22 protein-coding genes are annotated in these 24,952 nt (G+C 56.2%); 4 read left to right on the top strand and 18 right to left on the bottom strand.

Annotated features, from left to right (window positions below):
* Positions 1-3: 3 nt before the first annotated feature.
* The 6 genes from MDHKLMBL_RS04765 to MDHKLMBL_RS04740 form a co-directional block, all read right to left on the bottom strand.
* The gene (locus MDHKLMBL_RS04765; protein ID WP_008175922.1) at positions 4-420 is read right to left on the bottom strand and encodes a PaaI family thioesterase; all 417 of its coding nucleotides are present in this window, start codon (positions 418-420) and stop codon (positions 4-6) included.
* A complete protein-coding gene (locus MDHKLMBL_RS04760; RefSeq protein ID WP_104270233.1) occupies positions 417-2,066 on the bottom strand; it encodes an AMP-binding protein in 1,650 nt (549 codons plus the stop codon). Before MDHKLMBL_RS04760 ends, MDHKLMBL_RS04765 begins: the two co-directional genes overlap by 4 nt.
* Before the next feature lie 172 nt (positions 2,067-2,238).
* Positions 2,239-3,300 (bottom strand): proline racemase family protein, encoded by a 1,062-nt coding sequence (locus tag MDHKLMBL_RS04755; RefSeq protein ID WP_014576406.1) that lies wholly within the window; start codon positions 3,298-3,300, stop codon positions 2,239-2,241.
* Entirely contained in the window at positions 3,300-4,442 is a 1,143-nt protein-coding gene (locus tag MDHKLMBL_RS04750; protein ID WP_104270232.1) for a zinc-binding dehydrogenase, read from the bottom strand. Before MDHKLMBL_RS04750 ends, MDHKLMBL_RS04755 begins: the two co-directional genes overlap by 1 nt.
* A gap of 100 nt (positions 4,443-4,542) precedes the next feature.
* On the bottom strand, positions 4,543-5,646 hold the full coding sequence (locus MDHKLMBL_RS04745) for an AI-2E family transporter (RefSeq protein ID WP_008175930.1): 1,104 nt from the start codon (positions 5,644-5,646) through the stop codon (positions 4,543-4,545).
* A gap of 141 nt (positions 5,647-5,787) precedes the next feature.
* On the bottom strand, positions 5,788-6,486 hold the full coding sequence (locus tag MDHKLMBL_RS04740) for a DUF3592 domain-containing protein (RefSeq protein WP_041645046.1): 699 nt from the start codon (positions 6,484-6,486) through the stop codon (positions 5,788-5,790).
* Between the two features lie 211 nt (positions 6,487-6,697).
* Between MDHKLMBL_RS04740 and MDHKLMBL_RS04735 the strand changes: the two genes are divergently transcribed.
* Positions 6,698-7,549, top strand: coding sequence for a formylglycine-generating enzyme family protein (locus MDHKLMBL_RS04735; RefSeq protein WP_104270231.1), 852 nt, complete (start codon positions 6,698-6,700; stop codon positions 7,547-7,549).
* 55 nt (positions 7,550-7,604) lie between these two features.
* Here the strand turns inward: MDHKLMBL_RS04735 and MDHKLMBL_RS21330 are convergent, their stop codons facing one another.
* The 11 genes from MDHKLMBL_RS21330 to MDHKLMBL_RS04670 all read right to left on the bottom strand — a co-directional run bounded on the left by MDHKLMBL_RS21330 (position 7,605) and on the right by MDHKLMBL_RS04670 (position 21,686).
* Positions 7,605-7,853 carry a hypothetical protein gene (locus tag MDHKLMBL_RS21330; RefSeq protein WP_425269224.1) on the bottom strand — a complete coding sequence of 83 codons (249 nt, stop codon included), beginning with the start codon at positions 7,851-7,853 and terminating at the stop codon, positions 7,605-7,607.
* Between the two features lie 841 nt (positions 7,854-8,694).
* A complete protein-coding gene (locus MDHKLMBL_RS04720) occupies positions 8,695-9,570 on the bottom strand; it encodes a hypothetical protein (RefSeq protein ID WP_104270230.1) in 876 nt (291 codons plus the stop codon).
* Positions 9,571-9,602: 32 nt separating this feature from the next.
* Positions 9,603-12,692 carry an SUMF1/EgtB/PvdO family nonheme iron enzyme gene (locus MDHKLMBL_RS04710; protein ID WP_241956176.1) on the bottom strand — a complete coding sequence of 1,030 codons (3,090 nt, stop codon included), beginning with the start codon at positions 12,690-12,692 and terminating at the stop codon, positions 9,603-9,605.
* Positions 12,692-13,486: a DUF4123 domain-containing protein gene (locus tag MDHKLMBL_RS04705; RefSeq protein WP_104270229.1), complete on the bottom strand. Its 795-nt coding sequence runs from the start codon at positions 13,484-13,486 to the stop codon at positions 12,692-12,694. The genes MDHKLMBL_RS04710 and MDHKLMBL_RS04705 overlap by 1 nt, the downstream gene beginning before the upstream one ends.
* Entirely contained in the window at positions 13,483-15,603 is a 2,121-nt protein-coding gene (locus MDHKLMBL_RS04700; RefSeq protein WP_104270228.1) for a type VI secretion system Vgr family protein, read from the bottom strand. Before MDHKLMBL_RS04700 ends, MDHKLMBL_RS04705 begins: the two co-directional genes overlap by 4 nt.
* 132 nt (positions 15,604-15,735) lie before the next feature.
* Positions 15,736-16,068: a hypothetical protein gene (locus MDHKLMBL_RS04695; protein WP_104270227.1), complete on the bottom strand. Its 333-nt coding sequence runs from the start codon at positions 16,066-16,068 to the stop codon at positions 15,736-15,738.
* Positions 16,069-16,071: 3 nt separating this feature from the next.
* Complete coding sequence (gene mmsB, locus MDHKLMBL_RS04690) at positions 16,072-16,959, bottom strand: 3-hydroxyisobutyrate dehydrogenase (protein ID WP_104270226.1); 888 nt, start codon at positions 16,957-16,959, stop codon at positions 16,072-16,074.
* Positions 16,960-16,986: 27 nt separating this feature from the next.
* The gene (locus tag MDHKLMBL_RS04685; protein ID WP_104270225.1) at positions 16,987-18,057 is read right to left on the bottom strand and encodes an enoyl-CoA hydratase/isomerase family protein; all 1,071 of its coding nucleotides are present in this window, start codon (positions 18,055-18,057) and stop codon (positions 16,987-16,989) included.
* Positions 18,058-18,090: 33 nt separating this feature from the next.
* A complete protein-coding gene (locus MDHKLMBL_RS04680; RefSeq protein ID WP_092030171.1) occupies positions 18,091-18,870 on the bottom strand; it encodes an enoyl-CoA hydratase in 780 nt (259 codons plus the stop codon).
* A gap of 62 nt (positions 18,871-18,932) precedes the next feature.
* A complete protein-coding gene (locus tag MDHKLMBL_RS04675; RefSeq protein ID WP_104270224.1) occupies positions 18,933-20,099 on the bottom strand; it encodes an acyl-CoA dehydrogenase family protein in 1,167 nt (388 codons plus the stop codon).
* A gap of 93 nt (positions 20,100-20,192) precedes the next feature.
* Complete coding sequence (locus MDHKLMBL_RS04670; RefSeq protein WP_088557834.1) at positions 20,193-21,686, bottom strand: CoA-acylating methylmalonate-semialdehyde dehydrogenase; 1,494 nt, start codon at positions 21,684-21,686, stop codon at positions 20,193-20,195.
* Between the two features lie 162 nt (positions 21,687-21,848).
* Between MDHKLMBL_RS04670 and MDHKLMBL_RS04665 the strand changes: the two genes are divergently transcribed.
* The 3 genes from MDHKLMBL_RS04665 (at position 21,849) to MDHKLMBL_RS04655 (ending at position 24,204) form a co-directional block, all read left to right on the top strand.
* Complete coding sequence (locus MDHKLMBL_RS04665) at positions 21,849-22,724, top strand: AraC family transcriptional regulator (protein WP_092030175.1); 876 nt, start codon at positions 21,849-21,851, stop codon at positions 22,722-22,724.
* 103 nt (positions 22,725-22,827) lie between these two features.
* Positions 22,828-23,256, top strand: a complete 429-nt coding sequence (locus MDHKLMBL_RS04660) for an SRPBCC family protein (protein WP_008175952.1) — start codon at positions 22,828-22,830, stop codon at positions 23,254-23,256.
* A gap of 147 nt (positions 23,257-23,403) precedes the next feature.
* On the top strand, positions 23,404-24,204 hold the full coding sequence (locus tag MDHKLMBL_RS04655) for an oxygen-binding di-iron domain-containing protein (RefSeq protein ID WP_008175954.1): 801 nt from the start codon (positions 23,404-23,406) through the stop codon (positions 24,202-24,204).
* On the opposite strand, the gene MDHKLMBL_RS04650 is transcribed toward MDHKLMBL_RS04655, so the two are convergent.
* The gene (locus tag MDHKLMBL_RS04650; protein WP_227497869.1) at positions 24,201-24,824 is read right to left on the bottom strand and encodes a tetratricopeptide repeat protein; all 624 of its coding nucleotides are present in this window, start codon (positions 24,822-24,824) and stop codon (positions 24,201-24,203) included. The genes MDHKLMBL_RS04655 and MDHKLMBL_RS04650 overlap by 4 nt on opposite strands.
* Positions 24,825-24,952: the final 128 nt, after the last annotated feature.

Raw genomic sequence — 24,952 nt, 5'->3', positions numbered from 1 at the left:
GGATTACCGGTTTGGCGGAATTGAATAGGTCATGGTGGAGTGGGCAACCGGCTCTTCGGCACCTTCCGAGTAAACGAACACTTCGCCCACGCCCATGGTACGGCCGACTTTCAGCATGGTGGCACGGGCCCAGATAGGCTGATGCGCCACCGGCTTGCGTAGAAAATTAATGTTCAGATTAGTGGTCACCGCCAGGGGAACCAGGCCAATCTTGCTCAACAGCGCCGCATAAAGGGTGACATCCGCCAGCCCCATCATGGCCGGCCCGGAGACGGTGCCCCCGGGCCTGAGATGCGCCTCATCCACTTCCAGTTTCATTTCTGCCCAGCCATCCCCGAGCTTCTGCAGGGTGCCGTAGGCCTCCCCCTGCGGAAACTGCTCGTCAAGGAAGGCCTGCAGCTCTTCGAACGTAATGATCATGCGCCGATTTCTTCCTTGGCCTGATTACGCAGGACAAACCGCTGGATCTTGCCGCTGGGAGTCTTCGGCAGCTCATCGACAAACTCAATCTCCCGGGGGAAGGCGTGGGTCGAGAGCCTGCGACGCACCAACTCCTGCAGTTCGTCTTTCAGGGCCTGTTCGTCTCCAAGAGCGTAATCGCCCTTGATCACCACATAAGCCTTGATGATGGAACCGCGCTTTTCGTCCGGCTTGCCGACAACGCCGGACTCCGCCACAGCGGCGTGCTCGAGCAGTGTGCTCTCGACGTCTGCCGGTCCCACCCGGTAGCCGGCCGTGGTGATGATGTCATCATCCCTGCCACTGAAGGAGAAGTTGCCATTGCCGTGGTTGATGACCATGTCACCGGTGAGATAGTAGCCGTTAACGAACGGATCCTTTTCACCCCAGGTGTAACCGTCGAAGTGGAAAAGCGGGGACGCTTTTACGTCAACCGCCAGCTGACCAACTTCACCCTCGCCTACTACCTCGTTTTTCTCGTTCAGCGCGACCACCTTGTGGCCAGGAGAGGCATAGCCCATTGAGCCTTCACGAACCGGATGCGCAAGACCGTGGAAATTGCAGCAGGTCATGCCAGTCTCGGTCTGGCCGTAATGATCTTTAACCGGGCAGTAGTGACGGTTGCGAATCCAGTTCACCACTTCCGGGTTCAAAGGCTCGCCGGCGCTGCTGGCAACCCGAAGGCCCAGGTTCTCGCCTTCCGGCAGCACGTGATCGTTTGCCTTGAGCAAACGGTAAGCCGTAGGCGCCGCAGCCAGGTTGGTGATCTTGTACTTGCGGATCATGTCGTAGGTGGATTCCGGGGTAAAACCACCCGGGTTGAAGTGCGTGGCGTGGCCCATCAGCAGCGGCCCAACCACGGCATAGTAAAGACCGTAGGCCCAACCGGGATCGGCCACGTTCCAGAACCTGTCACCATCCTGCAGATCAATGGCGTATTTCATGTAAACGTAGAACGCCAGCAACGCTTTGGCCGGTACCGCAACCCCCTTGGACTTACCCACGGTGCCAGAAGTGAACATCTGCAGGAACGGATCGTCGCCCTTGATCATGACAGGCTCAAAATCGCTGGACTGGGCCGCCAGGGTCTCTTCGAAGTCAGGGATGTCCGCGCCAATCTCACTGGCGCTTACACCCACAACCGGCGGGCAGACTTTGACGTCGTTCAGCTTGGGATAGTTCTCCGGGTTGGTCACCACCAGCTTGGTGCTGGCTCGCTCGAACCGGTACTCAATCGCCCCGGAACCAAAGGCCGTGAACAGCGGCTGATACACGGCACCAGCACGCAGGGTTCCGGCGATAACGATCAGCAGCTCCGGAGTGCGCGGCAGGAGTGCAGCCACCCGGTCGCCCTTTCCGATGCCCAGGGATTTCAGATAATTGGCAAAACGCGCAGAGGCCTCTTTCAGCTCGGCGAAAGTCAGAGCGCCGTCACCGCCATCTTCGGTTTCGTAGTAAAGCGCAACCCGACTCGGGTCATCTGCCCATTTGTCGCAGATTTCGTGACATACGTTGAGCCCGCTATCCAGACGTCCATCCAGGATGTCCGCTTCCAGAGCAGCAGGATCGAAGTTGTTGTAAACGTCGGTATATTCCGGAAGGCTCATTCTCAACTCCTGTTGTTTTTATCATTGAAAGCACGGGTCAAGGTTTAGCACAGGCTTCACTTTACGTAAAGGTAAACTTTAGACCAAAAAGGAAGAAATCTGTGTGGCTTTATGAGCAGGAAAAGCGGGTGCGACAGGCCTGCCGCACCCTTGAAGGGATCAAACACAAAAATCAGGATTTCGGCGTGATCTTCCCGGGATGGCGGCTTGAAAGTATGTGGTGCAGGGAGCCGCACTCCACCATGGGATCATCGCAATTGACCACGATGTCGGAGCGGGCAATGACATAACCCTTGCCGGTGATGCTGTTTTTGATCACCTGGTACTCACCCTCTTCCTCAACGGAAGTGAATTCACCGATAAAGCCCGTCTCTCTGAGAGAAACGGTTTCCAGCTTGTCGCCCGGCTTGATACTGCCTTCGTAGTTCATCAACGCCAGACGGGCGGACGTGCCGGTGCCCGTTGTGCTCCGACAGATCACACCGGGATGCACATAGGTTGCCGAGCGGGACCGGTAATAGCCCTCTGCCACATGCTCCACAGGGCCCATGAAGTGCAGGAACGGCAGTGGCCCTACGTCGCCAAGCGTATAATGGGAAAAGCCCCGCTCTGCCTGAATCGCCTCGACAATGGCGTGGGCGGTTTCAGCGAGTTTGCGTTCTTCGTCCAGGGTCAGATCGAAGCCCATGCTGGCTGCATCAACCAGGGCATAAAAGCCGCCGCTGTATGCAACACTGTAGGTAATCTCGCCCAGCGAAGGCACGTCGATGGTGGCCTTGTAGGTGTGGATATAGCTGGGCAGACCTTCACAGGTGATGGCTTCTACCACTCCGTCGTGCACCGTCGCCTCAATCTGGACCAGTCCGGCGGGCGACTCCAGTATAAAACTCTGCTGGCCTTCCTGTTTGGGCACAATGCCCGCTTCCAGCACCGCAGTAGCCGTGCAGATGGTGTTGGAGCCCGAGTAGATAGGGTAGCCCATGACTTCCATGATGATGTAACCGGCGGCAGCTCGCGGATCCGTGGGCGGCACCAACAGATCCACAGACATTTCCGGTATCCCGTAGGGCTCTTCCAGCAAAAGCCGGCGTAGACCGTCGGCGTCATCCCGCAGGTACTCCATCTGCGCTCGCACGGTATCGCCGGGCAACAGATCAATGCCACCGGTCACGATCCGGCTGACATCACCGCCGGCATGGGTATCCATCAACTGAATGGTCAGTTCCGGTTTCATCAAGCGCTCTCCAGTGACCAGGGTTGGCCGTGTTCTTCCCATTGTGAGTCGGGAACGATCACGATCTTGCCGAGATAATTACTACCCCGGTTCACAAAATATTCTTCTGCCCGGTGCAGTTCAGAGAGCCGAAACGCACCGTGCAGAACCGGTTTCAGTTGCCCTCCCCGGATCCAGGCCATAAGTTGTTCCGCCTCTTCTCGGGTGCCATGAGATACCCCGAAAATCTGTACCTGATAGAGGTAGATCCGGGTCCACAGGATTTCGCTGATGTTGCCGCCACTGGCCCCGGCAATACTCAGGCGCGGGTAGGTGCTGCGGGCGTTCATATCGAAGATCATGGTGTCGATGAACACATCGGTCATCTCTCCGCCCACCAGGTCCATCACCGCATCAATGGGCTTGCCTCCGGTTTCCGCTTTCACCCGATCTACAAAGCTGTCCATATCGGAGCGATCCAGCACCGCCTCGGCGCCCAGTTCCAACAGCGCTGCCGCTTTGTCCTGTTTACTGAGAGCATAGGGAATAGCCCCCATAATTCGGCAAAGCTGGATCAGGGCCGTGCCAACGCCCCCGCTGGCGCCGGTCACCAGGACCCGCTCTCCGGCCTTGATGTTGGCCGAGGTAAGCATGTGCATGGCGGTCTGGTAGGAACACATGCCCATGGACGCCACTTCGGCATCCGCCAGTTCGGCATTGGGTATGTGATGGAACTGGTCAGCCGGCAGCGCTACGTATTCCGCGTAACCGCCGTCGGCACCGTGGCCGTAGTAATCGGGCGTGAGATTGATGTCTCGGCGGTCATTGGCGTAGATGTTGAAATCCAGAAGGCCCCGTTCTCCAACGCGGGACTCATCCACACCGTCACCAACAGCCACAACGCGCCCGGCGATGTCTGCCCCCTGGATCCGCGGAAAAACCAGCGTGGGCTTGCCGCCCATCTGGAAGGATGTCATTTCGCCTTTTTTGGTGGGATACAGCCCTTCCCGTGCCTTGCGGTCGGTGTTGTTCTTCGCCGTTGCCGTAACCTGAACAAGCACCTGACCGGCTCCGGGCGCAGGAACAGGCACGTCCTGGTACTCCAGTTTATCGACATCACCGTGACCGGTAAGAACCATAGCTTTCATGGTGTTCGGGATCATGGGCTGACGATCCTCCCTGTTTGCTGTATTTCGGGTATTCAAAGAGGATAGGTGAGTTTACCGGGCGTGTCAGTGCGTGTTGCGGGTATCCATTATCAGACTACCGGGCAATCACTTTATAGACAGGACGCAGCTTGGGAATCTGCTTGAGTACCACCTGGATGACCGTCATCAGAGGCACCGCCAGGAGCACGCCCACCGGCCCCCAGAGCCAGCCCCAGAAGAAGATCGAGACGAAGATGATCACCGGATTGATCGCCATCCGAAAGCCGTGAATCCAGGGTTCGATAAAGAACCCGACCAGCGTGGTCAAACCGAGGAAGCCAAGTGGCGCAATGGCCATCATCCAGAACTCATCAAGGCTAATGGCAGAGACAATCGTCAGCATGGAGATAGAGAGAATAACCCCCAGATAGGGAATGAACCGGGCAAGCCCGGCGACCAGTCCCCACACAGCCGGATCCGGCAGCCCGACGGCCCAGCAGATCAGACCCGTTGTGGTGCCGACGGCCAGATTACTCAGGCCGAGAACGCCCAGGTACTGGGCAATCTGATGCTGAGAATCGTGGGTAATCCGAAGCACGGTTTTCCGCTGATCAATGGGCAACTGACGGACAAAGTTCTTGATCAGACGATCACCGCTCACCAACAGGAAATAAGTCAATGCCAGCGCCAAAGCCAGACCAGCGATGCCGTTCCGGGCTTTGGTCATCAACTGGTTGCGCCAGGAATCCGTCTGCAGAACAACCGTCGTTGGCTGTTGCCTTTCTGACTCCGAGAGCTCCTCAACGGACTTTTCAACCTGTTCCGCAGACTCGGAGACTCTGGCGATCTGGCGACTGATTTCGCTCTCGCCCACCAGCAGCCTCGATATCCCCTGGGGCACTTCCTCAACCCACTTGAGGGCAGGCGTCGCGACGGCCAGTGTAATGCCGACGATGCCGGCGAGCACCAGGAGCACAAACACCAGGGAGCTGATCATCCGGGGAACCCGCCACTTAACGTATGCCTTCTTGACCAGGGGCGAGAGCAGCAGGCTCGTCATTACCGCAAGAATGATGGGCAGGACAATCTGATGAGCCACGTACAGGGTGTACAGGATTCCCAGGCCGAACAAACCGTATATCGGCGTGGCAAGATCCGATGAAATCAGCAGGCGCTTGTTCTCACCCGCCGGTTCCTTATTTGTGGATTGGTCTTCCATGATGAAGCCTGTATACCGTGAAAAATGCTGGCCCGGTAACTCCAGGCCAGTGTTAAAAACGGTCAGTCTACCTGCACCATGGCGCGAGCGCACCCGGGAGAGGGTTACGCGGGGTCCACTTGAGTCGTATTCAGCGCCCGATCAGCTCGCCATCTTTGGCAAAAAGGAGGTGTCCACCCAATACCGCTTGGGGTTTGTTGGATTGATGTAAACGGGAATGGACTCGCTCTGGATATGGTCCGAAGGATCAAACCAGAGGTTGCCGCTCCTGAAGACATGGATATCGGAGGTGACCGGATTCTGCCACTGGCAAACGATCTGATAGGGGCTCTTACCATTCATGACGATCATCTGGTTCTTTTCGACACCCTGAAACATACCCTGAACCCGTTGCCCGGTTTTGCGAAGTTTGGCAGCCCCACTGTTCCTGACAGCGGGCACAACAAACATACCGGCTCCAACCATAAAGAAAACACCGCCCAAACCGCCTACGATCAGGGTTACTCCCCACAGCGAAAAGAATCCATCGATTCTTGCAGACTCAGCATTGCCTGGCATGAACAACACACGAACCGTCTCTCCGCGACTGTAACTCGGAGGGTTGCTGCCGCTGGATGAGAGGAACTCTGTGAGCCTGCCTTTTTCGTCTTCAAAACGGACGAGAGGATAGTAGGCATTGGAATCACTGGATCGTGATCGAATCAGGTCGGTTACAACGCCCGGCTTGGCTGTCGCGGTTTCAAGAAAGGTTGAAGTGCTCTGGAAAGAGAAAAAGGCGCCGACAAGCATGCCGACACCCACGAGTGAAAAAATCACCCGCAGCGTATTGAAGGTTTTCATATCAGTTCCCTTGAAGATTGCTTCCTTGCCCGAAAACACCCTGTTTTCGGAGCTCGGAATTATACTCGATTCAACAAGGCTTGAAAGTCACAAGATGAGACGCGGTTCCTCCAATCCATACAAACTATCTCTATGGTAATTCTGTTGCTCCAAGCAAGTTGATAGAATATTCCCAACACATGGAGTGTTAACCCCATTGCACGGAGCAAGCATGCGTTACCTCGTTTTTTCTTCTCTTGTTGTCACTTCTGCCCTTTCCGGTTGTAGCCTTTATTACGAGTCCCAGGCAAAAGACATGATTCAGCGTCAGATGGACGCCATGGTTTTTGTGGAAGGTGGGGAGTTTATGATGGGGAATCCTGGGGGGTGGGACGGAAGCAAGGACAGCTGGCCGCCGCATAAAGTAGTTCTGGACGATTTCTATATTCAGAAGTATGAGGTCACTCAGGGGGACTTTGAGCTGTTTATGGCGGTGACGGGGTATGAACACTCGAACAGTTCCTACGAAAGCCTTAGAGATCATTCTCCGGATCGCTTTCAATCAAGCTTCCCGGCAGTAGTGTCATGGAAAGATGCGTCGGATTTTTGCGAATGGCTTGGATCTCAGACTGGCAAAGCCGTTGAACTCCCGACGGAAGCACAGTGGGAATATGCAGCCCGAAGCGGTGGCAAACCGTTTCGCTATGCTACTGAGAACGGAGACGCGAAAGAAGGTGTAACAATGGCAGCACGCCCATCACAGTACAGACGACAGAATAAATCACTTCCGCAGCCGCCAGGGAGCTACCCTCCAAACCTGCTTGGCCTGTACGACATGTCAGGGAATGCTGCGGAATGGGTGAGAGATTATTATCACGCCGATTATTATGAGCGCTCCCCCGTAAATAACCCTAAGGGACCCGAGAGCCCAATCATAGAAAGCTGGAGCAACGAACCCTTCCGGGTCCTCCGAGGCGGCGATTTTAGAGACTTCTCAGGGAACACAACAGTCACAAGACGCAAAGCGATAGAGCGGGCAACAAATGAATCCACCGGTTTTCGGTGCTCCCTCTTAAAAATTTAACTGCCGGAACCCATGACACTTGCCTTTTCAAATGTTCCCCACATTTGTAGGGCGCTCAATTTATCGGTTCTGGATGATTGACGACACAGCGGAAGCCTTGGTTTGGAGAGTCAATACTCACAGCCCTTCGAGCGTAGACCGTTGCCAAACCGCCCGAGTGATCGCCGTAACCGGCGAGATCGCGGACAGTTTTCTTATCCGCTTCGGACTCGTTCGGCTCAGCTGCAACGGAATTAACGGTACCCAGGTGACCAAATCCGGAATAGTATCGATCCCGGGTCCACTCCGAGACGTTACCTACCATATCGTGTATACCGAGTGGATTCGGAGGATAAGAGCCTAGCGGTCGCCATTCTGTTTCTAACGATGAGTGGACGAAGAGAGAGCTTCGGGATGGTCCCACGCCTAGCACAAGCCCCGCGTGAGCGTTTACGTAGAATTTTCTAGTCTACGGACTGAATAAAAGTTTGGGCTCAGCTTCAGCCCTAACGCCCAACGCTGCCTCGACCTTCATCCCCACTTGACAAAGCCTATCCCACTCGAGCTTATCGCTCAGTACGTCTTGCAAGCGCAGCTCACCTTCCAGCACACATCCACCACGAATGCGTGCGAGTACGCCTAATTCACCCCCGCTTTTTGCCCGTTCTTCCTCGAGGCAATTCCCTTCAGGGTGGGAGGGCCATCGGCTGTGGACAAGTGAACATTTCCGGCAATGAGAGCCGAAGCACCGGCGAAACCCGAAAGCGAGGCACTAAACACAGCCTGAAAATGACCGAGTGACGCAATCTTGCGCACCCCATCCTAGCCTCCAACCCGGAAGAGAACTGATCATCCGGGGAATCCGCCACTTAACGTATGCCTTCTTGACCAGAGGCGAGCATGGCGGGCTGGTCATTACCGCGAGAATGATGCGCAGAACAATCTGATTAGCCACGTACTGGGTGTACAGGGTCCCCAAGCCGAACAAGCCGTATATCGGCGTGGCAAGATCCGATGAAATCAGCGGGCGCTTGCTCTCACGTGCCGACTCACAATTTTTAATTGCTCTTCCATGATGAACCCTGCGCACCTTGGAAATGAAATGGTCTGGTAAATCCAGACCCCCATTCTTTATTGGTGGTCGGGTTCCTTCAAGAAAGCAACCGTCATTCAGGATAGGGTATTGGTGGCTCCATCGAGGAATACCATTGCCGCAAGCTCTGAACCATAACCCAGTGCTTCGGCTTACCGAATTTTCGGCAATTCATACAACGCAACTTGCCAGGTTCGTAAAACTCAATTTCGAGCAAAGCCCCTCTGTTATTCGATTTTTGGCTGGCACACCCATCACCAAAGGAGCTCATGAACAGCGCATAGTTGTCGTTATAATCACAAAAATTGAAGGTATTGGAGAGAGGTTGCCCGAGTAGGTTAGCCATAAACATGGTCGTTTTCGATATGATGAGCCTCGCCTGTTTGTTAAAGCGCCGCCCATGCTCTTGGTAGTGTGCTACGAACTCCTCACCCTCTTCCACCTCATAGTCCGGGTGATAGACTCCCCAATTAGCCTCTTTCAGCCCATCGGGTTGTGGATCGGCCCATAAAAGCGGACTAACCACAATCGGAAAAGACGCCATGAGAGCGACCAGACCGAAAGCAGGTAATCGCTGATTCGAGGAGTCGCTCAACGCTGGCATTGCCAGAGTAAGCAAACCGACCCAGCCCGAAAGCAAACACGCCGCCAGAGCAATCCGCTCGGTAAAAAATAACCAAACAAAAACACAAGGCCAGGTCAAAAAGCCCAGAGACACCCCTTTTCCCACAAGAGTAATTCGATTGTTATCCCGGAAAGGAACACTGAAGAGAACCGCCAACCAACCGGCCAGGGTGCTAACGGCAAATGCGATCATGAACCCAACGTTCAGGATTCCATTCTCAATTTCTAGAAAGGATGCCTCGGCACCTTCAAAAACCGAAACTCCAATGTAGCTAATAAGAATGAGAGTCGAAGGTATGAGTAAAAAAGCTGCAATATACTGCATCTAGCCTAACTTCCCTGTTCATATGACTAAGCTTATCGATTGATTGGCTTCGGATGATTAACGACACAGCGGAAGCCGTTGCCGCCAGCGGAAACAGGCACACCGGATCGCGCAAACACAGTAGCATTGCCACCTACGTGGTCTCCGTGGCCAGCCCAATCTCTTACAGTTTTCTCCGGACTATCTGGGTCAATGGGTTTCAGCGGACCTCTGGGATTGTTGCGCGGCGCATGCTGATAATAGTCCTTCTGAAACCAGTCCTGAGTCCATTCCGCAACATTCCCCGACATGTCATGAAGTCCTATCGGATTGGGCGGATAACTACCAACAGGTCTCCTCTCCATGACTAGAGAAGAATGGCTAAGCATATTGCCGGAAGGCGGGATACTTGGATCAATATACTGCCTGGGCCTCTGCAAATATGTATCGTTATCTGCAACGCCAGTATTTGTGGCGAAGGGAACATTACTGCCCCTGCTTCGGGCAGCGAATTCCCATTGCGCCTCCGTAGGGAGAGCAAAAGGCAAGCCGGTTTGATCGCCTAACCAGGCGCAGTAACCTTCCGCTTCATGGTAGTTTGGCGTTCTGGCAGGTTTAAGATAAAAATAAGGAGAAAAGGGATCTTCACTTGGTTCGGCGATAAATTTCTCGTCATAGACAGAGCCCTCATACAAGGAAAAGCGTCCAAGTTTTTCGTAGTAGACATGCATTTCTCCCCAAGTTGTCTCGTATTTGGAGATTGAGTAGCTATCGACACTAACCTCGACAGCAGGCCGAGCATGATCGGTTAAAACTACATAAGGCGAACCATTCGGGTGTCCCACATCACCCAGCTTAAAAGTACCTCCGTCAACAAAGACCAGATTTTCAATCGCTTTTTGCTTGATTCGAGAAACCGCATCGGCCGAGCCGTTACCAAACCTCTCACAAGCAGATAATGAGGTTGCAAGCAACACCAACAACCCCAACTGCAAACCATTGTTCAGAACCATATGTGGTTTTCCGTAGCCAATCCTACAAATACGGCAGACGTCGAAAGGATCCATTCTCACAGGCCTTCCCGCTATTGCTGTTTGACCCTGAAGCCCGAGCATGAACATGCGCTGATCCGCTTTGTTTTTTCCAATGAACGCAAAAAGTCGTTCAACGTTCGAGTCAAACTCCTCTTGCATTGCAAAACCTTCAGGATTCATTCGCACAACGGTTTCCTCGAAATCGCGCCACCCCTGGAAAGTTTCCATTATCTGCTTAACAGCCGTAATTTTGATGTCATCGTCATCCCACAAATCGGGTGTCACCCACCAGTCATAAAGAATATTATCCAGAACCGTACCTTTGACCTCAGGTGGGGCATGCAGGAAAACGGAATTCTCCTTCAATTGCAGATCAGTGAGTATGTTTTGCGCGATGTCAGTGCTTTGTTTTTCTCGGTAACGATTAACAAAAACCTCCTGGGCGTATGTAGCCAGCTCATTTGCGATAGAACCAGCAAACTCGTTAGCCACTTCAAATGCCGACAACCCTCTCGCCAAAGCATATAGCCCCATTCGTTTATACCACTCGAAAGCGTCGGTACTTTGATCAAAGAGCTCTAAATACCTGAAATCCACATCCAATAGTGCGTTGTAGACGAAATGGAGCATCCGAATGACTTTCTGAGTCTCGATCTCCAAGAGAAAGCTTCCAGATGGCCCCACGCCTAGCACAAGCCCAGCGTGTGCGTTTACATAAAATTTGCCAGTCTCCGGGCTGAATAACAGCCTGAGTTCGGCCTCTGCCCCAGCCCCCAACGCTGCCTCGACCTTCTTACCTACCCTACAAAGCCTTTCCCACTCTCGCTTCTCGGTCAGTACGTCTTTCCAACGCAGCTCACCTGCCACCTCACATCCGCCACGAATGCCTGCGAATACCCCAGCCTCAGCCCCCGCCCTCTGCCCGTTATTCCTCGAAGCAATGCCCTTCAGAGTGGGGAGGCCGTCCTTGGTGGACACGTGAACATTTCCAGCAATAAGAGCCGAGGCGCCGGCAAATCCGGTCAGCGAGGCGTTGATCGCTGCCTGGAAATGGCCGAGCGACGCGATCTTGCGCTCGCCATCCCAGCCTCCAACCCGATAAGGAATCCGGATTTCGGACCGGTTATTCACCGGAAACGCCAGCTCAACACCAACCTTGCCCTGCGCCAGCGCATACTGCGCTTCCGCTTTCGCCTGGAAATGCACTTTCCCCTTGCGCGGATCAAATTCACCCGAAGCTGCCGCACCGGCAGCAAAGCGCATGAACTGTGCTTCTGCGGAGGCATCAAACCCGGTTTCATCGACCGCTTCCCGCCTGGCTTCCGCGTCTCCCCAGATGGACCAGGATGCCTCATCGTAAAACTTGTTCAACGTCGTCATCAGCGCGCCATTTTTATCCGGCTCCCAGAGGGTTGCGTTGAATTTGATGTTAAGTTCGCTTCGGATAGCATCTCGTAGCTTAGCCGGATCAACGCCGTTCTCGGTTAGCCAACCCTTACTGCGCTCCCTGTCTCGCGATGCCATCGAATACCGGCGAGGGTGGTTCGCGATCTTGTCAGAGCGAACAAATGTGACGTGCTTATTGCCGGCCAACCGCTTTATTTCAGTAATCGGTGGAATGGATTGCATGTCGTTGGTCAGGACTGAGCGCGCCTCAAGTTCGTCTATCAGCCTTTCCTTCTCCTCCTGTACTTCCGACAGCAACCGCCCTTCGCCTTCAGTCACGCCCAGTTCAGAGTCGGTCTCACCCTCATCAAGCCCGTCAAGCTTCCCGTAAAATTCAGTGATGGGACCACAAACAAACTCCTCTTCTTCGACCCAATCCGCCAATTCTGCCTCAGTCAGAAGAATCAGTTCGTCAGACCCGGTTACATGAACAACTTCCACGATTTCTTCGGAACAGGGAGGCTCCTGAGCAACAGATCCCACTTCGCAGTTGGAGAAATCAGCCTCGTTGGCCGCTGGCAGCTTGAGCAGCTGTCCGGGGAAGATACGATCCGGGTTCTCAATTGCAGGATTCAGCCGCATCAGGCTGCTCAGGGTTGTTTGATGCCTTTGTGCAATCGCACTGAGGGTGTCGCCGGAGCGAACGGTGTATTCAGAATTCATCAGGCAACTCCGTATGCCAAATGGTTATCCACTGCTTTCAGGCGTGCGCCAGTCGAGACCTCAGAGTCAGACAGAATGGTGCGGATTTCGGCAAGCTTGATCCGCTCCCCGTGAACCACGGCCAGCTCTGAGTAACGGCTAACCTCCTTTTCGGTTCGAAAACCCAGCGCGGTTGCCTCATTGATGAGTTGCTCCAACCTTGCTCGATCCGTGATGTCGAGAAAACGGCCCAACTTCTCGACGAATTCATGCCTGGCGCTCTGTGACAGCACTGCCACATGATTTTCAGTGAGGAGAAACCAGCCTTCCTCAGCCGCTTTCCTGAAGTGTTGCGAGCCATCTGAATCGAACCGGGATAGCTCTCCGTTCGGCTGGAAGGCCAGCCACTCTCTGACTGGCCCACTAAAGCGAGCGCGTTCCTGCTCATTCAGTGCAGACATCAGCCGCGTGAGCTGCTTGGGTGCGTAATAGCGCAGGTAGGAGAATCCCCCATTCGGCATCTGCACACTGAGCAAACTGCGCAAATGGCCCGCCACAAGGGGGAGGCTTTGATCCGATAGAAGGATAACGGCTTTATCCTGCCACTCCGGCTGGGCACGCCAAAGCCGTGTACCCTCGGAGGGTTTGACCAGGCAAGGGGTTACTTCCATAGCCGCTTCATGTGGTGTGCCCAAGAACAGATATTCCAGTTGGGGCTGATCATCATGCTCGTAGGTGAAGCGCGGTGCATCAAACAATGCACCGTCAAAAAGAATGTAGGCCTTCGCCCTCGTTGTTTCATCCAGCCCTATCATGCAGTCACATCCTCGCATGAACAGGATGAGAGGGCGCAGGTGCCATCCGACTTGCGCCCGCATTGCTTGACCAGTGCAACATCATTCCTGGCCGCCGCTTTCAGGGCCTGCACCGAACTTGGAGTCGGACCTGCTAAAGCCCGGGTGTCGGTTTCAGCAAGCTGTGCCGGTTTATTCGTATCGGCAATTTCACTCAAGCTGGCCGGAAGCGCCGGGTCTTGGGCCGCCACCCCACTCCCACTCCCCGGACCACCGCCAGAGTTCATGCGCACCGAAGGCCCGGAGACCGTAACGCCACTGGGATCCAGCTTCAGAAAGCTGCCACCCGCCTTGAGCGTGAGTTCGGCGCCCGCCTCGATTACGACTTTCATACCCGCTTTGTGGTGGATCTCGGTGCCAGCTTCAACGAGCTGGTTTTTGCCCTGTTTGCTGTGAAGACTGCCACCGATGGAGAGGCTGTAATCACTTCCGACCGACTCACGCTGTTCGCCATCGACAGTTCGGTGCTCATTGCCTTTGACGTGACTGAATTCGTTGTTTTCGACCGTGCGGTGACTGTCGTTCCGAATCACCTCCGTGCGGTTGTTCTCGGTGAGCAGGTCCAGGTCTTTCTGGGCGTGGACGTAGATCTGTTCCTGGTCCGCCTCATCCTCAAACCGCAGTTCGTTGCTGCCCTCGCCCTTGTGGGTCTTGGTTTTCAGGGTGGTGCGGGTTTTGTGCTCCGGCAGCCCATAGGGTGGCGTGTTGGTGATGTGATGGGTTCGCCCGGTGATGATGGGCTGGTCCGGGTCGCCGTCCAGGAAGGAGACAATTACTTCGTGGCCGATTCGTGGCAAGGCCATGAAGCCATACTGGCCGCCGGCCCAGCCCTGACTGACTCGGAGCCAGGCGCTGCTGTGTTCGTCGTTTTTCGAGTAGCGATCCCAAGGGAAACGGACTTTGACCCGGCCATGTTCATCGCAGTGAATCTCTTCGCCTTCCGGGCCTGTGACAATCGCAATTTGCGGGCCGTCCATCAGAGGACGATGGGGCGTTCGGGGACGCCAGGTCAGGTCTGCAGGTATGGCATTGAACCGGTTGTGATAGGTGGTGGGTTCGCTGCCGCCCTCCTCTTCCAGGGCCTGGGGCTGGGTGCCGGTGTGAGTGACTGCGGTCAGCAGCCATTCCCGATTCAGGGCGTCGCTGTCGTGCTCCTTCAGCTCAACTTTGGCGCCGGCGCTGAAGTCCGGGCGATTGCTCTCACCGGATGCGGTACTGGCATCATTGCGGAGGGATTGCAGTCTGGCTTCGGTAAACGGCTGGCCACTGGCATCGGCCTTGAAGCGGCCGGGGTAATCGTAGTGCTGGTAATCTTCCCGGTGCTTCAGGTCGCCGGAAGCATGCTGATGCATCAAAGCATAGGCGGGATTCTTAAAGGTATAATCCTTCATGGCCACAGAGGCCACCCGCACCCGCTCTTCATATCGAAATCGGTACACGACCGGGCGCCTGCTGCTGCCGCCGGCTCTGGCGTTATATTCTGCCGGCTCCAGCTTCGGCGCATCGCCATGATGGTCGGCGATTACAAGCGCCGGCTGTGTGTCTGCGTCCACGCTCCCGTGTTCATACCTGTAATGCCAGCCCTCTTCAGCCGCGAGACGTTCGAGGAAGGCTAGGTCGCTTTCTCGATGCTGAACACAATACTCCCGCTGCTCGGGAGTGCGTTTCAGATCGAAAACCGAGTCGATAATGCCGCGCTCTTCCAGCAAGGTTCGCGCGATGGTATCGCTGCTTTGGGTCTGGAAAATCCGGCTGTTGTGCATCAGCCCCAGACGCCAGAGCGGCGACTGGATATTCAGTTCATAGCGGGTTCGCCGGTGACCGGCATCGCCCCGAACAAATTCGTTGACCACACCCGTGAAACGCCTTAGCGGCACGCTGTCCTGCCAGATAACGAGATCCACCGGTTGCTCCAGGATCTCCGCTGCCTGAATCGATGAGTCGATACTGGCCAGCTCAAGCCGACCGTGAAACACCTCGGACAGGCATTCGGTCAGGGTAAAACCGACGAGTGAAAAAATATCAGAGGGGAGACCGCCAACGCGGACGGTGAACTGCAATCCATTTGCCTGGGGCATGTCTTCAATCCTTTGAAGTCATCAATCCGGATGATTCTGCTACAAAAACTGCACTATCCCTGGCAGTTCTTCCATCGTAGCGGGTGAAACATTAACAGCGTAGTCGCGGTTATTCAACGAAAAGACCGAACGTTACTCACTCGCCTCCTGGCGCGAACGATACCATTCGGCGTACGGCGTGTTCTCGATCTTGCACTGGGTATAGTCCGGTTCGTCATCAGACCACCAGACCGGCCCGCGCTCACCCAGGGCACGCTTGGCGTGATCCACCTGTTGGCGGGCCTCACGCTCCTGACCCTCGTCGCCGGATGCTTTCGCATCCCGCACCATCCGGCGAGCAGACATCAGGTGCTTGACCTGCTCCCGGTACACCTGCTCCGGAAGATCGGGATTCGAACAACGCCACAGGCGCCCCTTTACCACAAGGTAGCGCCCGTCCGGCGTTTTGATCGTGTCTTTACCCAACCTTTATTCAGGCTTATAGAGCCGCTGAATGCTGGAGAAATCCAGGCTACCGTTGCCCTGCCCAGCATGGAGCTGGAACAGGTTGCGGGCCAGAGAGCCCATGGGAATGGAAGCCTGGTTCTTGACGGCGTTGTCGAACGCCAGCCCCAGATCCTTGGTCATCAGATTGACCAGGAAGCCGCCCTCGTAGTTACGTGACGCGGGTACGCCCTCCATCACACCAGGCCAGGGGTTGTAGACGTTCAACGCCCAGTTGCCGCCAGAGCTCTGCTTCATGATTTCCGAGAGAACCGCCGGATCCAGACCGTTCTTCACGCCGAGCGCAAGTGCCTCACTGGTGCCGGACATCAGGATGGCCAGCAGCATGTTGTTGCAGATCTTGGCCACCTGGCCGGACCCATGATCACCGGCGTGGAAGATGTTCTTGCCCATGGCGTCGAGAATCGGCTTGGCCTTGTTGAAAGCCTCTTCCGAGCCGCCGCAAATGAAGGTCAAGGTGCCGGCCTTGGCACCGCCAACACCGCCGGAGACGGGCGCATCGAGGAACGGGATATCCTTGGCTCGTGCAACTTCGGCAACGCCCCGGGCTGTTTCCGGAGCGATGGTGGAAGAATCAATCACCAGGGTGCCGGCCGGCAGTTTTGCCAGCAGACCATCGTCACCCAGGTATACCGCTTCTACATGCTGGCCGGCAGGCAGCATGGTGATGACACACTCCGCGCCACTGGCTGCTTCGTGGGCGGTGCCTGCTGTTTTCGCGCCTTCGGACACCAGGGCAGCAACAGCGTCTTTGGACAGGTCGAATACGGTGACCTCGTGGCCGGCTTTTACCAGGTTCCCGGCCATTGGGCCGCCCATGTTACCGAGACCGATAAAGGTAATCTTTGCCATGTCTTTTCTCCTTGTTCTTGTAATAGATCAGCTAAAAAAATCGTCGATCCAGGCGCTGTCCATTTCGGCAAGGGACGCATAGCGCCAGCGGGGCTGCTGGTCCTTGTCGATCAGAAGCGCTCGGATGCCTTCGGCAAACTCGCCCTTGGTCAGGCACTTGGTGGAAAGCACCAGTTCCTTGTCGAGCACCTCTTTCAGGCTGTCGTGTTTGCAGCCGTGCAGGTGCCGCCAGACCAAAGCCAGGGATGTGGGTGACGCACCAGCCAGGGAGCGGGTCGCTTTCGCCACCCAGCCGTCGCCACCAGACAGTTCTTTCAATTGGTTAACGGTCGCTTCCAGGGAGTCAGCATCGGTAACCCGATTGATCTCATCGAAATGAGTGCGAACAGGTGACTCCGGCATGGCGTCGGCGCTCTCACGCTCGTATTGACGCAACACACTACCGACCACTGCATGAGGATCTTCACCCTGCCAGTTACGCTTGCACAGCTCGGCAACAACATTGGCCTTCAGATCATGCCGGATGAAGCGGTCGGCAAGGCCAGTGAAGATTGCATCAGCGCCGTTCAGGCGAGCACCGGTCAGCCCCAGGAACAAGCCGGTGCGCCCGGGGGTGCGGTTCAGGAACCAGCCCGCCGCAACATCGGGGTAGAGGCCGATGGTGATCTCGGGCATGGCAAGCTTCGATCCTTCCGTCACCACCCGGTGAGACGCGCCCTCCATAATGCCCATACCGCCACCCATTACGATGCCGTGTCCCCAGCAAACGAGCGGTTTCGGGAAGGTATGGATCAGGTAATCCAGCTCATATTCCTCGGTGAAGAATGCCTCACCCTCACTGGCACCCTGTGGCTCGGTCATGCTGCGATACAGGGCAACGATGTCGCCACCGGCACAGAACGCCTTGTCGCCCTCGGATTCCAGCCAGACGGCCTGGATTACGGGGTCCTCCGCCCAACGCTTCAGTTGCGGAGTCAGCAACCGGATCATTTCCAGAGACAGCGAGTTCAGCGCTTTGGGCGTATTCAGCCGGGCCACGGCGATCAGCGCGCCATCGCCCGTCTTCCATTCTTCGAAGATAATGGGTTGATCACTCATAACAGGTCCTTGAGCCAGCCTTCAAAGCCGGCTTCAGCGGTTTTTCCATTCCGGCTTGCGCTTTTCGAGAAACGCGTTTACGCCTTCTTTCTGGTCTTCGGTAGAGAACAGCTCAACAAACAGTTCCCGCTCCATGCGCCAGCCGTCGTCGTGGCTGCGGCCATCGCGGGCGCTCATCACCAGGGTCTTGCAACGAGCAGTTGACGACGGGCTCTGCTGGCACGCCATTTCCGCCAACTCCAGCGCCTTATCAAGGCTCTGTCCGCTCGGCACCACTTCCTCAACCAGGCCGATTCGCAGTGCCGTATCGGCCTTTACCCGCTCACCGCACAGAATCATCCGCTTGGCCCAGCCCTCACCCACCAGCCAGGGCAGGTTCTGGGTGCCGCCGGCACAGGGCAAAAGGCCAACGCCTGCTTCGGGCAGTGCCATCTGGGCATGCTCTTCGGCAATGCGGATGTCACAGGCCATGGCGCACTCCAGGCCGCCACCCATGGCGTAGCCGTTCACCGCCGCGATAGAAACACCGCGGAACCGCTGCAGCGTGGAGAAGGCCTCGCCAAAAAGCTGGCCCATCTCGTTCGCCCGGGCCTTGTCGCCATCGGCGAAGGTTTTCAGATCGGCGCCGGCGGAATAGAACTTCTCGCCCTGCCCGGTCATTACCAGGGCAAAGATGTCCCGGTCTTCGTTCAGTTCCTTGACGATGCTCGTCAGGGCAATGAGGGAATCCTTCGTCCAGGTGTTGGCCGGTGGATTGTTGATGGTCAGTACCGCGATATGTCCGCGTTTTTCGAGCTGAATCAGGTCACTCATTTGCTATTCCTCATACTGAAAATGGGGTCGGATGACGATTTCATCAGACCCCATTTCTATGCTTATTGAATTGCCTCAGCCACGCCGTCATCGAGCAGGCGACGGGCAACAATCAGACGCATGATTTCGTTGGTGCCTTCCAGGATCTGGTGCACACGCAGGTCACGCAGATAGCGCTCAAGCGGGTATTCACGAATGTAGCCGTAACCGCCGTGAAGCTGCAGGGCCTCGTTGACCACTTCGAAACAGGCATCGGTGGCGAACCGTTTGGCCATGGCACAATGCAGTGTCGCTTCCGGATCGGCGTTATCAAGCTTGAACGCGCCCAGACGAACCATCTGCCTCGCGGCAACCAGGTTGGTGGCCATGTCGGCCAGCTTGAACTGCAGAGCCTGGAAAGCCGCCAGCGGCTTACCAAACTGTTCCCGCTCGTGCATGTAGTTACGGGCACGGAGAAGAGCCGCCTGGGCACCACCAAGGGAACAGGTGGCGATATTCAGACGCCCCCCATCGAGCCCCTTCATGGCGATGGCAAACCCGTCGCCCTCGTCACCAACTCGGTTGCTGGCCGGAATGCGGACATTCTCCAGGCTGATCATCCGGGTAGGCTGACTGTGCCAGCCCATTTTCTCTTCATTCTTGCCGTAGGAAATGCCGTCGGCATCTGCGGGAATCACGAAGGTGGAAATGCCTTTATAGCCGGAATCCGGCGCTCCGGTTCGGGCCATCAAGACCAGAATATCGGTGGCCCCGGCGCCGGAAATGAATACTTTACTGCCGTTGATTACGTAGCTGTCGCCATCCCGCACGGCCTTGGTGCGAAGACTGGCCGCGTCTGAGCCGGCACCCGGCTCGGTCAGGCAGTAGGAGGCGAGCCATTCGCCGCTGGCGAGTTTAGGCACGATTTCCTGCTTGAGATCATCCGACGAAAAGCTGGCGACCATCCAGGTGGCCATGTTGTGGATGGTGATAAACGCGGCGGTTGAAGGGCACGCAGCAGCGAGCTCTTCCACGATGACCGAGGTGTCCAGCCGGGACAGCCCCATGCCGCCAAGCGCTTCGGGCGTGTACATACCCATGAAGCCCATTTCGCCGGCTTCCTTCATCACATCGACCGGGAAAATATGCTCGCTGTCCCACTTCGCAGCGTGGGGCGCCATGGATTTTTCCGCGAACGCCCGAGCGGCCTCGCGAAACGCCAGCTGATCTTCGGTGAGGTTAAAGTCCATCGTTACGCTCCAGATAGAGAGGGCTTGGCATTGAGTGGGGAAAACAAGGGGCCGGAAACAGGTTCCGGCCCAAATACCCCACCTTCAACGCAATTAACGCAACTGGATAGAGAAGTTGGCTTCCGAGCTGGTCGCTTCACTGGAGAACCAGCGGGAGGTAACCGTTTTGGTTTCGGTGTAGAAGCGAACCGCCTGCTTGCCGTAGGCATGCTGGTCACCGTAGAAGGAACCCTTCCAGCCGGTGAACGAGAAGAACGGCAGGGGCACAGGAATGGGGATGTTCACGCCCACCTGGCCTACGTCGATCTCATGCTGGAAGCGACGCGCGGCACCACCGGAACTGGTAAAGATGGAGACGCCGTTGCCGTACGGGCTGTTATTCACCAGCTCGATGGCATCACCAAGGGTGTCGGTTTCCATGCAGGAGAGCACGGGACCGAAGATTTCCTCGTTGTAGATATCCATCTCGGTGGTAACACCGGAGAACAGAGTCGGGCCAACCCAGTTGCCATCGGGCAGTCCGTCTACGGTGCAGCCGCGACCATCCAGCAGAAGGTTAGCGCCCTGCGCTTCACCGGTCGCGATCAGGGACTCGATACGGTCTTTCGCCTTGGAAGAGATGATCGGGCCATAGCTGGCACCGGAATCGTTCCACGCGCCTGGACGAACTTTCGCCATGGCTTCTTTCAGCTCTGGAATCCACTGCTGGGCTTCGCCCACAAAGACCGCGACCGAAATTGCCATGCAGCGCTGGCCGGCAGCACCAACCGAGGCACCAACCAGGGCATTGATCACTTGCTGTTTGTCAGCGTCCGGCAGGATGACCATGTGGTTCTTGGCACCGGCGAAACTCTGGACACGTTTCATGTTGCGGGTGCCGGTCTCGTAGATGTAACGGCCAACAGGCACAGAACCTACGAAAGAAACGGCCTTGATGGCGGGATCAGTCAGCAGTACGTCAACCTGCTCCTTGCCACCGTGAACCACCTGCAGAACGCCCTTGGGCGCACCGGCTTCTTCAAACAGCTCGGCAAGGCGCATGGGGGTCAACGGATCCTGCTCGGAAGGCTTGAGGATAAAGGTGTTACCGCAGGCAATCGCCATTGGGAACATCCACAGCGGAATCATGGCCGGGAAGTTGAACGGCGTAATACCGGCGCACACACCCAGCGGCTGGATCCAGGAGTGGGTATCCACTTCACGGGCAACGTTCTCAACCGTCTCGCCCATCATCAGAGAAGCGACGTTTCCAGCGTGCTCAACTACTTCAATACCACGCCAGACGTCCCCTTTGGCGTCTTCAAACGTTTTGCCGGTTTCCTGCGAAAGGATTTCAGCAATCTCGTCATGATGTTTTTTCAGAAGTGCCTGATAGCGGAGCATAACCCGGGCGCGCTCGGAAACCGGCACTTCCTTCCAGGTCTTGAATACTTCACCGGCATACTTGATGGCCTGCTCCATTTCCGCATGAGTCGTGTTCGGAGCCTTGGCGATCACTTCGTTGGTGGCGGGGTTGGTAACTTCAATCCAGTCCTTGGTCTGGCTCTGGATGAATTCACCTGCAATATACAACGGTACATTTTTCATGTTGATGTCCCTGTTTGTTGTTGTACGGGAAGCCGGCCGGAACCTGAGGGTTCCTTGCCACGTTTACCCAAAGGCTAGCACGGGATTGACCAATGGGTGATTGACTAAATTTCGCCCGTAATGGACTATCTTTCGATAAAGCTCAAACAAACAAGACCAGAAATGACCCAAACCTCACAGTGGCCGGTGCCCAAAGACAGCATTCGCTACGTGGTGCCTGAGCCGATCATTCGACTGCTCGCGAGCCATCCACTGACCCGGGATCTCTATCCGCTGGCGTTCGGCCACTACCGGCGCGCCGTCGGCCATCACATGCATCGGGAACACCATCACGACAATCTTTTGATCTACTGCACGGAAGGCCGTGCGTTCCTGAACGTAGACGGGGAGCCCTACACGGTGGAGGCTGGCGATCTGCTGCTTCTGCCGGCCGGTGCCAACCATCGGTATACCGCCGATCCGGACAACCCCTGGACCATTCACTGGGTGCACTACACCGGACCACTGGCAGCAGATTTTCAACACTACATGGGGTTCGACGGCCCGACCCGGATTCGTCATTTGGGCCGGCAACCCCGGCTTCTGGTTGACTTCAATGGCCTGCTATCGGTGCGACAGACCGGTTTCCGGGCCCGCGGCCTGATCCACGCGGCCAACCGGCTTCGGCAACTGTTGGCTGCAGTTCCGATCAACGCCGACGAAACCGGGCACGAGCGGCAGGCCGAACTGGAAACCATTCACAATTATATGCGGGAGCATCTGGATGAGCGTATCAGCCTGGAGCAACTGGCCGATCTCGCCGGCCTCTCACCGGCTCATTTTGCCACCCGCTATCGGGAACAGACCGGCACCTCCCCGATCCAGCACTTCCTGCACCTGAAGGTGGAACGCGCCTGCCAGATGCTGGACACCAGCAGCCTGAGCTTCGCAGACATAAGCCGACGCCTGGGCTATGACGATGCTTACTATTTTTCGCGGCTTTTCAAAAAGGTAATGGGTCAGTCACCCCGGGACTACCGGCATACCGCCCGACACTGAACGGTCAACCCGGGCCAGATTGAAACCTGCCGCCTTCTACGACTTTTGTTGTAGGAGCCAAGGGGTTAGGCTGGGGGCATCGAATGACAAAAAGAGTGAGCCCATGGCCATGTACACCATTGAAATTGATGAAACCTTTGACGTACCCCGACGACGGGTTTTCGCCCTGTTCGCCGACCATTACCGTTTCGGAAAACTGCTGGGAGCACCGGTCAAACGAATCAAGGACAGCGATCAGGCTGATCCCAACGGCATCGGCTCCGTTCGCAAAATCGGCATCGGGCCGGTCGGCCTGGAAGAAACGGTGACCAGCTTCGAGCCGGATTCACTGATCGAATACACCATCACCAGCATGAGCCCGATCCGCAACCATCTGGGAAGAATCCGTTTCGAGGACACACCGGAAGGCCACACCCGGGTGAACTACACCATCACCTTCGAAGACATCGTACCATTCACCGGGAAGGTCGTCAGCAGCGCTCTTGAACAGGGCATTCGCCGCGGGATCAAACGGGTACCACAGCTGGCCTGAGAACTGGCAACAACAAATCGTTACTTGAGGAATATCAGAGAATTGACCTGAGGCAAGAGTTGGCTTTTGTCAATTTTGTAATCTCCGCGCAGCTTGCAATATCCGGCCATTCCGGCCGGATCAAACTGTATTTTGCGGGAGACCGAAATGGCAGCCGAACCCATTGTCCTGTTCGATAACGGACACCACAAATGCCTGATGTTCGATTCCCTGGTAACCGGAGAGGGCGTCCAGTCCAACCAGTTCCTGATTGTCGACGGTAAACATGAAGCACTGATCGACCCGGGTGGCGACCTCACCTACACCCCGCTGTCGGTGGCGGCATCACGCTACATGAACATCCGCGACATGGATTACGTGTTCGCCTCTCACCAGGACCCGGACATCATCGGTGCCATCGACCGCTGGATCGTTCATACCCGCGCGAAGATCGTAACTTCGAAACTCTGGGCCCGGTTCCTTCCGCACCTGGTTTCCAGCTACGTGACCAACCAGCTCAGCGGCAGCGTATACGACCGCATCGTTAGCGTTCCGGATGCTGGCGCCAATGTGAAGTTCGGGGAATCCTATCTGCAATGTCTGCCAGCCCACTTCATGCATTCGGTCGGCAACCTGCAGTTCTATGATCCGGTCTCGAAGATTCTGTTCTCGGGCGACCTGGGCGCCTCCATGGGTGGCGAGGACGATCACCTGCCAGTAAAGGACTTCGACAAGCATATACCGAGCATGATCGGCTTCCATCGGCGCTACATTGCCTCCCGGAAGGTTTGCCAACTCTGGGCGAATATGGTCCGCGACATGGATGTTTCGATGATTGTGCCCCAGCACGGCAAACGCTTCGAAGGACCGGTGATGGTTGATCGCTTCCTGAACTGGGTCAGCGATATGGAGTGTGGCATCGACCTGATGACCCAGGAAAACTACCGGCGCCCGGTCGATTACGTTTAACTGCCGGAAGGCGAGCACCGAGACCGGGGCAATTTATTCTCCGGTCCGGCACTCGGCCCCAGCGCTGACAGGAACTGCTGTGCTGAGGGCTGGCCGCCGTCAACTGCCGCCAGCCGGATCAGACACAAGCCTTCAGCCATGCGGCCTTCGTCAAAAAGGCTTTTGCCCAGCCGCCAGCGGGCATCACTGTTTCCCGCTTCCGCAGCTCGGCGATACCAACTGAGTGCTTCGTCTTTATCCAGGACCGTTCCCCTGCCCTCTTCATAGGCCATGGCCACTTCGACCATACTGATGGAATCACCACTGTCGGCTGCCCGCAGGTACCACTGGAAGGCTTTCTCCTGGTTTTGTTCAACGCCCTGCCCCTGGGCATACATGTTGGCCACATTCAGCATGCCCTGGCGGCTGCCCTCCTCTGCCAGCTCCAGATACTGCTCGAAGGCCGATTCATATTGCCCCATCTTGTAGACGACATAAGCGTTGAGAACCCGGATCATGTCCCGTGCCACCTGGTCCTGATCGCCGTTCTCGTTACCCCCGGCACTCGCCAACGAGCATGAAAAGACCAGGCACAGAAACAGCATCCGAACCATTGTCTGCGTTGCGCTTTGTCTTTGCATTCTGTTCCCCGACGCCTGCCAGTTGTCCTCTCACGCTAGCAGTGGCTTGCCTATAGGTCTGTGCATCAAAAGTGCTGTCCTGCTGGCACCTTGGTATTGGCGGATCGTGAAAACCATCCCGGAACAGG

This window comes from Marinobacter flavimaris (genome assembly GCF_002933295.1).
GTDB lineage: Bacteria > Pseudomonadota > Gammaproteobacteria > Pseudomonadales > Oleiphilaceae > Marinobacter > Marinobacter flavimaris.
This window is presented reverse-complemented; position numbering and strand designations above follow the sequence as displayed.